This is a genomic window from Collinsella sp. AF29-7AC, from assembly GCF_003475665.1.
GTDB lineage: Bacteria > Actinomycetota > Coriobacteriia > Coriobacteriales > Coriobacteriaceae > Collinsella.
In genome coordinates, this window is the sequence record NZ_QRQX01000002.1 from 1 (window position 1) to 11,730 (window position 11,730).

Genomic DNA, 11,730 nt, shown 5'->3' on the forward strand with positions numbered 1-11,730 from the left:
ACTGAATGTGTCCATCCTCGCAGTATCCGGTTCTCAAGGTGCACGCCCTCGCGGCTCATCCGGTCGAACCGGGCCGCGCGGCAAGGAGATATATTGCCAGACCGGAGGGGCCCCGGGGGCGGGAATCTGGGCGCACACATTTCCTACACAAATGAGGATGGACCCTCTCTGTGAGAGCCTAAAAAGAACAGGGCCGCGGCTCCCCTATTAGAGCGGCCGTTCGGTTTTCCAACGGTTAAGCTTCGGCCGCATTAATGGCTGTATACCCATTAGAAATGGGACATAGCAGCGTTAACGAGTTCAAAAACGATTAGTCCAATAAGAGCCGCTGCGGCAAACTTGATGGCATTCGCAAGCTGTGGATGCTCATAAGCCCAGCCCGTCCTCGTTTCTTCGCTGTCCGCCTTCTTTCCGTCCAAGAAGTCGGATATCTCTTGATACGTCACCAAATCATTCTTCTTCTTGATATGTTCCGCTGCAAGCGCGCAGCACATTGCGCCAGCACCAAAGACGACTGCCAACACCATCGTCGGAACGCACTGGACCATCCCCCACCCGTGGTTTTGTTGCCACATGAGCCAGGCCATAGAGACGGTAAACGCAAGAAGCGCAGCCAACATCCCCGCACCCAAGCGATAGAGCGTGCCCCTATCGCGTTCAACCCTTTCTCTAATTATTGAAATATCGCCTTTAACAAGCTCGTCAATCGTTACATCCAGTTGTTCAGACAGCAGTAGGAGACTCTGGATGTCGGGGTACGTTTTACCGCGCTCCCAATTACTGATGGTCTGACGTGTTACAAAAATGCGCCTTGCAAGATCCTCCTGGGACAAACCAACATCGAGTCGATACTGTTTAAGGTGTTTTGGCAGCTGCATGGCGTTCCCTTCGAATGCATCTCAACTCTTATTGGGCGGCTACACAACAGAAGCCGGCAAGCAAAGCGTAATCCCAAAATCAAACCCATACGGACGGCTGCGCGCAGATTAGAGTGTCAAAAATCTTTGACACATACGCTACCTGCTCTTTCTTGCAACTCGGACGCTATCGAATTGATCGGTTTGGCTACGTCCCAAATCGATCGCATCCCAAATCAATCAAAAAGGGGCGCTTCCGGATTGGAAGCGCCCCTTTAAGATGCAAGAAGCAATTAAGCCTCGAGGGCCTTCTTGGCGATGGCAGCCAGCTCGTTGAAGGACTCGATGTCCTCGTAAGCCATCTGAGCCAGGACCTTGCGGTCGAGCTCGATACCGGCAACCTTCAGGCCGTGCATGAACTGAGAGTAAGAAATGTCGTTCAGGCGAGCGGCAGCGTTGATACGAGTGATCCAGAGAGAGCGGATCTCGCGCTTCTTGTTGCGGCGATCACGATACTGATACTGCAGGGAGTGCTGGACCTGCTCTTTAGCATGCTTGTAAGTACGCGAAGCGGCACCGTAGTAACCCTTCGCACGGTGCATAACGGTACGGCGCTTCTTCTTGGCGGCAACAGCGCGCTTAATACGTGCCATGTTCTATCAACTCCTAGACGGTTAAACGAAAAACGGGAACGCGAACTTAGGCGAGACGCGACTTGATGACCTTGCGGTCGGCAGCGGCGATCTCGGTCTCCTGACGGAAGCCACGCTTACGCTTGGTGGACTTCTTGCTCAGGATGTGGCTCTTGAAAGCCTTGGCGCGCATAAGCTTGCCGGTACCAGTCTTGCGGAAACGCTTCTTGGTGCCGCTGTGGGACTTCATCTTAGGCATGAAATACTCCTTAATCGGTTACAGAACACTAGTTACTTGGTATCGCTTGCCGCTTTATCCTCATCAAAGGCGCCCTTAATCGGGGCGAGCAGCATAAGCATGTTACGGCCTTCCATCTTAGGCTTGGACTCGACCGTAGCGTAAGGCTTAAGATCCTCGGCGAGACGCTCGAGAACGTTAAGACCCTGCTCCGGGTGAGCCATCTCACGGCCGCGGAACATGATGGTGATCTTAACGCGTGCGCCCTTCTTGAGGAAACGCAGAACGTGGCCCTTCTTGGTCTCGTAATCGCCAACGTCAATCTTGGGTCGGAACTTCATTTCCTTGACCTCGACCTTGGACTGGTTCTTACGAGCGGCCTTGGCCTTCATGGCCTGCTGGTACTTGAACTTACCGTAGTCCATGACCTTGCAGACCGGCGGCTCCGCGTTGGGAGCGATCTCGACCAGGTCGAGACCCTGATCGTCGGCGACGCGCTGGGCATCGCGGATGGCGAACAGGCCGAGCTGAGAGCCATCGACGCCAATCAAACGGCACGAAGATGCAGTGATCTCGTCGTTGATGCGGGTGTCATCAGACTTAGCTATTTTCCCTACCTCCATTCATAAAAAAATAACCCGGCGCTTCTTTGCAGCCAGGTCGTACACATAGACATCCTCGATTTGAGGAAGAGAATCTAAGTTGTATGACCAGTCAGCTGCTCATTGGCGCCAAAAGGTGGGAACCCTCGGGTTCCTCTTTAGAGCATTGCGGGAACAACGCCTTGTGGATAATAACACGCGCAGCGCGTTATCACATTACGTACACGAAAAAGGGGGCCGCAACCCCCTTGAACGCTCACTTGCATGTATGGTGCCCGAGGCGAGACTCGAAGGGCCTTCGCTTCGCGAAGCCCCGGGCTTCGGGCGCATGGCGCCCTCGCCACGCTTCGCTACAAACAGGCCACAGGCCTGTTTGCTTAACGCTCCGCGCGCTCACGCGAGTTCGGCACGAAAAAGAGGGTCTTGACCCCCTTGAACGCTCACTTGCATGTATGGTGCCCGAGGCGAGACTCGAACTCGCACGTTGTTGCCAACGGTGGATTTTGAGTCCACTGCGTCTGCCAATTCCGCCACTCGGGCACGTAATGCGTGAGTTAGTTTATCACAGCTTTCTACCGATTAGTCCGAAAATGGAACTTCGAGCATTTCGATGAGTTCGACCGTGCGGAGCATCTCGCGCTGACGGCATCCGCGACCGTCGACCGAAGCCTCACCCATCTGGTTATCGTAGGGGTCCTCGCGCATGCCGTCAAAGACAGGTTCAAACCCCGCCTGGAACCGACAGTTTGCCACCATGCGCCACGGGTCGAGATTGCCAAAATAGTGGCGGCGGCGCCATTCCTTCCCCATCCTACGCGCCGAGGAGCCAAACGAGACATCGGCGTTAAGCCAACCAGTCTGTGGTGTATAGAACTCCGCCCAGTCATGAGGCCCCACCGAATCAGGCGCAACATACAGGCCGCTCTGCCAACGAGCAGGCACGCCCGCGATACGGCACATGGTGATAAACGTGAGCGCCATAACGCCGCAATCACCGCGAAGCGAATGTGCACAGTCATCGGCAATAGACCCCAAAAGCAGGTACGGTGGCTGATAGCGATAGTCGATATGCTGTGTCAGGTAATCATAGATAGCACGAGCGCGATCGAGCGGATCCTCGAGGCCATCAACGACATGCTCGGTCAGCTGTTGCAGATACGGCGTGAATGCAATGTGCGGACGGTCCTCGGAAATATCTTCGGGCAGCGGCGCGTCCATACACGGATGCGCCGGAAGCGCACCCCCATAGATATCGCGATAAGCGGCATCGATTTGATAGCGATAGGTCACCGAGAATGAGCGATCGGTCGAGGAGACCCATGAGGCAGTGCGCGCCGAGGAGTTCGCGGGAGCAACGACCCCCTCCGGCGTCATATCAAGCATCTCGACCTGAGACTGCTGGCGGCAGGCGGCGGCAACGGGAAGCCACGCGCGAACGGTCTCTCCCTCCAAAGCACCGGGGACAGATACGCATGCCTTAAGCGTGATGGCGCGAGACAGCCCGCCCTGTAACTCCATCTCCTCGAGCATCTGGTTGCGCAGCGCAATTCCATCCGTAGAATCGGGATGCAGGCCCGGAACCTCCTTGGGATACACACGCAAAGAATCAAGGAAGTTGTCGAGAACGAACAGTTCACCATCGATAAAACGCCAGTCAATACGCTTGCGATCGATCAGGTCGTCAAACTGCTCCTCGGTAAACTCTGGCCACTCCTCGCGAATCATCGCAATAGCCTGATCACGCGGCACCGAAAAATGAAGCGGCGTCTCGATCATGCGATACCGCTCGGCGCGAACGCAGGCAGCCAGCGAAGGCTCAGGGTTCTGCTCCAAAAGGCGATCGCAGGCAGCAACAGCCTGCGTCAAATACCCGGCATCCTTAAGACGAAGAATCTCAGGCGGCAGTCCAATATCGAGATAACGAAAGTCATCACAGCAAACATCAACAGAGCAACCAACAGGACCCTCGTCAATAACCTTCCCATCCGAAGGCAGCAAATTAATAACAGCCATACCAAACTCCAAGTCATTAGAACTCTCGAAGCCCATTGTAGCGAGATAAAAAGAAAGCCCCAACAAGGGAGCCATCAACACCGCTGAACGGTAGTCAAATAAATAATTCAGCCTCGTAACCCTGCGGCGTTAAACGAAGGAAGCCCCGTCCCCCGGAGCTGTTTTCTTGGCGCGACTTCTGGCAAAGCCAGGTGAGCGCAAAGGAAACAGTGTAGGGGGACGGGGCTTCCGGCGGGAAGTTTAGCGACGCTTACGCCTTGTTGACGGAGCCAAACTCCTCCATGAGCTCCTTGGTGCGGGCAACGATGTTGTCGCGACCAGGCTTGAGGAGCTTGCGGGGGTCGAAGCCCTTGCCCTGCTGATCCTTGCCAGCCTCGATGTACTCGCGGACGCCCTTGGCGAAGACGAGCTGCAGGTCGGTGTTGACGTTGATCTTGGAGATGCCCAGGGAGATGGCCTTCTTGATCTGATCCTCGGGGATGCCGGTACCACCGTGAAGAACGAGGGGTAGGTCGCCGGTCTCGGCCTTAATCTCGCCCAGACGCTCGAAGGACAGGCCAGCCCAGTCGGCGGGGTACACGCCGTGGATGTTGCCGATGCCGCAGGCGAGGAAGTCAACGCCCAGGTCGGCAATCTGCTTGCACTCAGCGGGGTCAGCGAGCTCACCGTTGGAGGTCACGCCGTCCTCGGTGCCGCCGATGCCGCCAACCTCGGCCTCGATGGACATGCCCTTGGAGTGGGCAAGCTCAACGAGCTCCTTGGTGCGGTCGAGGTTAAGCTGGAAGGTCTCCTCGTGAGAGCCGTCATACATGATGGACGTGAAGCCGGCCTCGATGCACTTGAAGCAGTCCTCGTAAGAACCGTGATCGAGGTGAAGGGCGACGGGAACGGTAACGCCCGTGGCCTCGACGGCAGCCTTGACCATGTCGGCGCAGACCTTGAAACCGCCCATCCACTTAGCGGCACCAGCGGTGCACTGAAGGATCAGCGGAGACTTGGCCTCCTCGGCGGCCTGGAGAATAGCCAGGGTCCACTCGAGGTTGTTGGTGTTGAAGGCACCGAGAGCGTACTTGCCGGCCTCGGCCTTCTTGAGCATGTCTGCTGCGTTGACGAGCATAAAAGAAACCTCCTGTAAGGTTGCTCCGATAACGCCTGAGATTTTACCACGGCATACCCAAGATAAACGTTCGTTTGTTCACGAATATGGGTACTTTAGCGATTTTTTATACCGCCTGCCGCCTCAGAACGGCCGTTGACGAGTTTGGGGGGTTGACGTTATTGTCAACCCCCAAATACCAACCAGCTATACGATCACCAAAGACGCGAGCTCAAGCATGATGGGCATGGCGACGAGCGACAGAATCGTGGACAGCGTCACCAAACCGATTCCAAACTTATAGTTGCCGCCGTATTTCTCGGACAAGATGGCCGCGAACGATGCGACAGGTGCACCGAGAGCGATAAGCATCGTGAGGCGAACCTTGGCATCAATCCACGGGAAGAGCGCCAATATGCCAACAACGATCGCCGGGATGATGACGAGTCTCACCAAGCTAACGAGATAGGCCTTTTTGCTCGTAACGACAGCGCGCATATCGCTCTGCGCCAAATAGGCTCCAAGCACAAGCATCACAAGGCCCGTATTGAGCGCACCCAGGTCATCGAGAATCGTCGCCATCAACGCGGGCGGATGGATTGAAAAGAAAAAGCAAACAAGACCAATCAAGATCATGATGAGATTGGGGTTAGTAATGCAGTTCTTAAAGGACATCTGGCTCTTATCACCCGAAACCAACCATACGCCATACGTCCAAATGAAAAACGTGAGGCATGAGACTCCGATGGAGAGGTAGAAGACGTACTCGGACCCGAACACGCCCATAACAATGGGAACCCCGATAAAGCCGCTGTTGGAGAAGATGGCACCGTAACGGGCGACACCATCCTCCTTTTTAAAAAACAGACGCGTGAGCGGAATCGAAATTAGTGTGACCACAACGGTAAGCACAAAGCAAAATCCTGCGTCGCGGATCATGTTGGGTTCGAAGTCGACCATAAGGGTTCTCAGCGTAATGCAGGGATACGCCACATAGATGACCACATTGGCCATCTGGCTCGTGCCCTTGCGGTCGATAATCTTCATGCGGTAGAGAAAATAGCCGATCGCCATCAGGATAAACATGATGACGATCTGACTGATAAGCGCGGCAACCGCTCCTCCCATTACAGCTCCTCGCCGTTGGTCTCAATAACCTTCTTGTACCAGTAGAAGCTCTTTTTACGCGAGCGCTCCATAGTACCGGTGCCGTCATCGTGCTTATCGACATAAACAAACCCGTAGCGCTTGGCCATCTCTCCATCGGCATTGCTCACCAGGTCGATGCAGCCCCAAGGCGTGTAGCCCCAGACCTCAACACCATCCTTGATGGCCTCGGCCATGGCCTTGATGTGATCGCGCAAGTACTCGATACGATAGTCGTCGTCGATGGATCCATCCGGATTGACCTCGTCGCAGCAGCCGAGGCCGTTCTCAACCACCATAATGGGAATTTGATAGCGCTCGTACACCTGGTTGAGCATGATACGCAGACCCATAGGGTCGATTGGCCACTCCCATGCAGTCTCCTTGAGGTAAGGATTCTTGGCGCCCCCGAGAAGGTTACCGCTCGTCTCCTCGGCAGGGTCAGTGCTTGCGCACTGGCTCTGATAGTAGCTGTGCGTATAGAAATCGACCGTACCCTCTTTGAGAATCTTACGGTCCTCGTCGGTGATATCGAGCGTCACGCCCTCCTCGTCCCAGATGCGCTGGGCAAAGTAGGGGTACTCGCCGCGCACTTGGACATCTGAACAGTAGTAGTTGCGATACTGGTTACGCTCGCGGGCAAGCTCGACGTCCGCAGGATTGGGCGTGAGCGGATAGGCCAGCATGTAGGCAATCATACAACCCATCTTGTTGTCGGGGTCGATCTCGTGCCCCGCCTTGACCGCAAGAGCACTTGCGACAAACTGATGGTGCAGCGCCTGCAAACGCTTCTGCGGGTCATCTTTCTGATGGCGAAGGTCAAAGGAGCCCGGATTCAGAATGCCGAGACTCATGTAGTTGCCAAGGGACATCATGCCGCAATTGATCTCGTTGAACGTGAGCCAGTAGCGACACTTGCCCTTGAAATGCTCCATGACGGTCTTGGCATACTTCACGTAGCAGTCAATAGCCTCGCGCGAAGCCCAGCCATCGACTTTCTGGCACATGGCAAAAGGCATCTCGTAATGACTCAGCGTCACGAGCGGTTCGATGCCGTACTTATGGCACTCGTCCATCACGCAATCGTAAAACGCAAGGCCAGCCGCGTTGGGCTCATCTTCGAATCCCGTTGGGAAGACGCGAGGCCAGTTCATCGAGAAACGAAAGACCTTGAATCCCATCTCGGCGAGCAAGGCGATGTCCTCTTTGTAGTGATGGTAGAAATCGACACCATCGTGACAGGGATAGAGCTTGTTGGGGTCGAGCTCGGGCGTGATCTCGCGCGGGTGGTGATGGTTGCCGTTAGTGGCCATATCCATGCAACTCGGACCCTTGCCGTCTACGTCCCAGGCTCCCTCGAACTGATTGGCAGCAGTCGCGCCGCCCCAAAGAAAGTCTTTTGGAAAAACACCCATGGTCGTCCTCTTTTCTATAGGAAACGGGCCGTCATCGCGACGGCCCTCACACTTGTTGAATGAAAGCTAGTCGAGGTCAGCACCGTTGGTGGCGATAACCTTCTGGTACCAATCGAAGCTCTTCTTCTTAGAGCGTGCATAGGTACCGTTGCCCTCATTGTCGAGGTCAACATAGATAAAGCCGTACCGTTTGTCCATTTCGCACGTCGACATCGAGACCAGGTCGATGCACCCCCACGGGGTATAGCCCATCACGTCGACACCTTCCTCGATAGCAGCGCCGATGGCCTTAATGTGCTCACGGAAGTAGTCGATGCGATAGTCATCGTCAATCGTGCCGTCTTCGTTGACCTTATCGTAGGCGCCAAGACCGTTCTCGACGATAAAGAGCGGCTTATGGTAGCGGTCCTGCATATCGATCAACGCGTAGGTGAGGCCATCGGGGTCGACCTGCCAACCCCAGTCAGAAATGGGCAGGAAGGGGTTCTTGACGCCGGTAGCAAGGTTTCCTCCGACTTTCTCGCGCTTGTCCGCATCAATGGAGTCAACCATCGACATGTAATAAGAAAACGAGACGAAGTCGACCGGATACTGCTTGAGTATGGCCTCGTCACCCATGCCGAACTCGACGTGGATGCCCTTGCGCTTCCAATAGTTGAGCACATGCTGCGGATACTCGCCAAGTACCTGGACATCGCTATAGAAGTAGTTATCGCGGTTGTCCTTCTGCGCAAGCAGCATGTTTTTGGGATTGCAGTTCTCGGGATAGGTGAGGGTGCGCGTGACCATGCAGCCCATCTGAGCACCGGGAACCATCTCGTGCAGCATCTTGGTGGCAAGGGCGCTCGCCACAAACTGATTGTGCACGCACTGGTAGATAAGCTCCTCGCGCTTATCCTCGGGATAACGCTCGGTGCAAACGCCGATCGTGGTCCAGGGGTGGCGGAACACAGAGTCGATCTCATTGAATGTGAGCCAATAGGTAACGTACTTTCCAAACTCGCGGAAGCAGACTTCGCAGAAGCGCAAGAAGAAGTCGATGACTTCGCGCTTGCCCCAACCATCGTAGTGGTTTGCCAAATAGAGCGGCATCTCGTAGTGGTGAAGCGTCACAAGTGGCTCAATGCCCGCATCCTTCATGGTGCGGAACAGGTCGCGGTAGTAGTCGATGCCGGCCTGGAGCGGCTCTTCCTCTGTACCCGTGGGGAACAGGCGAGTCCACTGGATGGATACGCGCAGCGTCTTGAAGCCCATCTCCTGGAAAAGCGCAATGTCCTCCTTGTAGCGATGAAAGAAGTCGATGCCGTGACGCTTGGGGTACACGTGGATATCGGTCGAAGCCTCGGCCTCCTTGATCTGTTCGTCAGTGATGCCGTGAAGGGCCGCGTAGTCCTTTTTGTCGACCTTGGGCTTATAGGTGGTGCAGTCGGCGACCGAAAGGCCCTTGCCATCCACATCCCAAGCACCCTCGCACTGGTTGGCGGCAGTGGCACCGCCCCACAAAAAGCCTTCGGGGAACACGTAGCTCATAGTTATCTCCTTAGTTAAAAAGAGGGGCACGGCGCTCCCGTGCACCGCGCCCCTCGAAGTTACAGGCATATTATCGGACAGCCGATAGGTGTAGCCATTAGGCCTGAGCAGCCTCTTCCTGCTCCTTCTTGGCCAGCTTGCTGTTGGCGAGGACGAAGGGGATCCAGATAAGGACGCCCACGACGAGCTCGACGACCTGGACCACAACACCCTGCCAGCCATGGCCAACAAAGGCATTAAGCAGGATGGGCACACCAAAGGGCACGTCAACGGTGTTGCAGGGAAGGAAGCCGATAGAGGTGGCGAACATGGCGATGGCGACGCAGATACCGGAACCAAAGGCAAACGGAATCGCGTAGATCGGGTTCAAGACCAGAGGGATACCGAAGACGACGGGCTCGGAGATGCCGCAGATGCCAGGCAGGAAACCGAGCTTGGCGATAGCCTTTTCCTCATCGCGCTTGGAGCACAGGAAAATAGCGATGATGAGGCAGAGGGTCATACCGGCGCCACCGGGAGCAACGAAGCAGTTCCAAAAACCCATGGTGAACGGAGAATCGGGCATGGTGCCAGCGGCAAGGGCGGCGGTGTTGGCGGCGATTGCAGCATTGAACATGGGGTTGCGCACCGGGGAAACAATGAGACCGCCATGGATACCGAGAACCCAGAAGAGCTGGGACACGACAACGATGATGACAACGCCAGCCGGAGTCTTGAAGGCCGCCTCGAGCGGAGCCTGCATAAGGCCGTAGATCCAATCGTTGATATAGGAGCCGGTAAGGGCCTGGAAGCCAAGGCCGAAGATAGCGCTCACGACGAGGACAATAAAGACCGGGATCATAACGTTGAAGGACTGGGAGATACCAGAGGGAACCGAAGGAGGCATCTTGATCTTGATCTGGTCGATCTTAGAGAGCCAGCAGAAAAGCGAACCGAACACAACGGCCGTGATCATGCCGACAAAAAGACCCTGAGCGCCCATCTGAGTGGTAAGAAGACCAGACACCGGAGCCTCGAGAGCCGTGCCGGCACCGTCGACCTTGATGGAGGTGCAAATCATGGAGATGTAGGCCGCCACGGAGACGAGCGCCGTCGGATACTCCGGAGCCTTCTTGGCACGGGCCAGGTAAAGGCCAATCAGGAAGGTGATGGGCACCGTCATGAAGGACATGGTGCAGTAGTTGATAGCGGAAAATGCCGGCTCAAGCCCCGCGAGCGCGGGCACCCATTGTGCAAGCCCCGTCGTGGTGGAAGAGACCAACGTCTTGAGCAGCGTGCCCATAGAACCCACGATAACGAAGGGCATAAACGCGGTAAAGGCATCCTTAATTGCGGAGAGATATACGTTGTCGCCTACTTTTTCTGCGACAACCATCATCACATCTTCGAATTTCTCGGAGAAAGCCATATGATGTACCTGCTTTCGAAAGTTAATGACGTGCTTTCGGATGTAGACCGCTGTCGAGTGCTAGTCGCACAGCGGCGATTTTGGGCTATTGAGCCCTTATGCCTTGGCGACCAGGTCCTCCGCCTGCTTGAGGACCTTGGCGCCATCGCAGCTGCCGTAGGCAACCGGATCGATTACGGCAACGGGAGCTTTGCCGTCAACGACTTTGGTGAGCTTGCGCTGAAGATGGCGGACCTGCGGGCCAAGCAGCAAAACGTCAAAGTTTCCGAGTTCCTCGGCAACCTGGCCTTGCTCGACGGCCCAAATCTTGTAATCATCCTTGCCCTGGGCCTTAGCGGCCTCCTCCATCTTGCTCACAACGAGCGAGGTGCTCATACCAGCACAGCAAGCCAACATGATGTTCATAACGGACTCCTTTCAAAAGCGCTCATCTTGGGCGCCCGATTGACCAAACTCGGTATTTTAGGGCTACTTGCCCTCGTACTTATCGCGATAAAGCTCGATAAAGCGCTCGGCAAAATCACTCGCCATGATGGCCATCGTCAGATGGTCTTCGGCATGGATCAAGATGATGTTGATATCGACGGTATTGCCGTTCGCTTCAGCCTGAGTGAGCTCGAACTGCATCTTGTGGGCAGCGCTCATCTCGGACTGCGCCTCGGCGAGCTGTTTCTCGGCCTCTTCGAAATCGCCATCATGGGCGGCGTCGATTGCCATGAGCGCGGCGGACTTGGCGTTGCCCGCATGCAGGATGATTTGAAGGGCATTTTCATATTTGCTCTCGTCCATCGGT

Annotated in this window: 12 protein-coding genes and 1 tRNA gene; all 13 read right to left on the minus strand. The window is 55.6% G+C overall.

Going from position 1 to position 11,730, the window contains the following annotated elements; translation table 11 throughout:
• Window positions 1–269: 269 nt before the first annotated feature.
• A complete protein-coding gene (locus DWZ15_RS00795) occupies window positions 270–878 on the minus strand; it encodes a helix-turn-helix transcriptional regulator (RefSeq protein ID WP_118448674.1) in 609 nt (202 codons plus the stop codon).
• Window positions 879–1,150: 272 nt separating this feature from the next.
• Window positions 1,151–1,510, minus strand: a complete 360-nt coding sequence (gene rplT, locus DWZ15_RS00800) for a 50S ribosomal protein L20 (RefSeq protein WP_022094123.1) — start codon at window positions 1,508–1,510, stop codon at window positions 1,151–1,153.
• 46 nt (window positions 1,511–1,556) lie between these two features.
• The gene (gene rpmI, locus DWZ15_RS00805; protein WP_006234422.1) at window positions 1,557–1,748 is read right to left on the minus strand and encodes a 50S ribosomal protein L35; all 192 of its coding nucleotides are present in this window, start codon (window positions 1,746–1,748) and stop codon (window positions 1,557–1,559) included.
• 32 nt (window positions 1,749–1,780) lie between these two features.
• Complete coding sequence (infC, locus tag DWZ15_RS00810; protein ID WP_006234423.1) at window positions 1,781–2,350, minus strand: translation initiation factor IF-3; 570 nt, start codon at window positions 2,348–2,350, stop codon at window positions 1,781–1,783.
• Window positions 2,351–2,782: 432 nt separating this feature from the next.
• Window positions 2,783–2,869, minus strand: a tRNA-Leu gene (locus DWZ15_RS00815).
• 39 nt (window positions 2,870–2,908) lie between these two features.
• Window positions 2,909–4,342, minus strand: a complete 1,434-nt coding sequence (locus tag DWZ15_RS00820; RefSeq protein ID WP_118448910.1) for a transglutaminase-like domain-containing protein — start codon at window positions 4,340–4,342, stop codon at window positions 2,909–2,911.
• Window positions 4,343–4,592: 250 nt separating this feature from the next.
• Window positions 4,593–5,459, minus strand: coding sequence for a class II fructose-1,6-bisphosphate aldolase (gene fba, locus DWZ15_RS00825; protein WP_117736934.1), 867 nt, complete (start codon window positions 5,457–5,459; stop codon window positions 4,593–4,595).
• Window positions 5,460–5,645: 186 nt separating this feature from the next.
• Window positions 5,646–6,566, minus strand: a complete 921-nt coding sequence (locus DWZ15_RS00830; RefSeq protein WP_117655166.1) for an AEC family transporter — start codon at window positions 6,564–6,566, stop codon at window positions 5,646–5,648.
• Window positions 6,566–7,999 (minus strand): glycoside hydrolase family 1 protein, encoded by a 1,434-nt coding sequence (locus tag DWZ15_RS00835; protein ID WP_117736935.1) that lies wholly within the window; start codon window positions 7,997–7,999, stop codon window positions 6,566–6,568. The genes DWZ15_RS00830 and DWZ15_RS00835 overlap by 1 nt, the downstream gene beginning before the upstream one ends.
• Window positions 8,000–8,065: 66 nt before the next feature.
• Window positions 8,066–9,529, minus strand: a complete 1,464-nt coding sequence (locus tag DWZ15_RS00840) for a glycoside hydrolase family 1 protein (RefSeq protein ID WP_117655168.1) — start codon at window positions 9,527–9,529, stop codon at window positions 8,066–8,068.
• Between the two features lie 97 nt (window positions 9,530–9,626).
• Window positions 9,627–10,937 carry a PTS sugar transporter subunit IIC gene (locus DWZ15_RS00845; protein WP_117655169.1) on the minus strand — a complete coding sequence of 437 codons (1,311 nt, stop codon included), beginning with the start codon at window positions 10,935–10,937 and terminating at the stop codon, window positions 9,627–9,629.
• Between the two features lie 96 nt (window positions 10,938–11,033).
• Window positions 11,034–11,342: a PTS sugar transporter subunit IIB gene (locus DWZ15_RS00850; RefSeq protein WP_117655170.1), complete on the minus strand. Its 309-nt coding sequence runs from the start codon at window positions 11,340–11,342 to the stop codon at window positions 11,034–11,036.
• Between the two features lie 63 nt (window positions 11,343–11,405).
• Window positions 11,406–11,726: a PTS lactose/cellobiose transporter subunit IIA gene (locus DWZ15_RS00855; RefSeq protein ID WP_117655171.1), complete on the minus strand. Its 321-nt coding sequence runs from the start codon at window positions 11,724–11,726 to the stop codon at window positions 11,406–11,408.
• Between the last annotated feature and the right edge of the window lie 4 nt (window positions 11,727–11,730).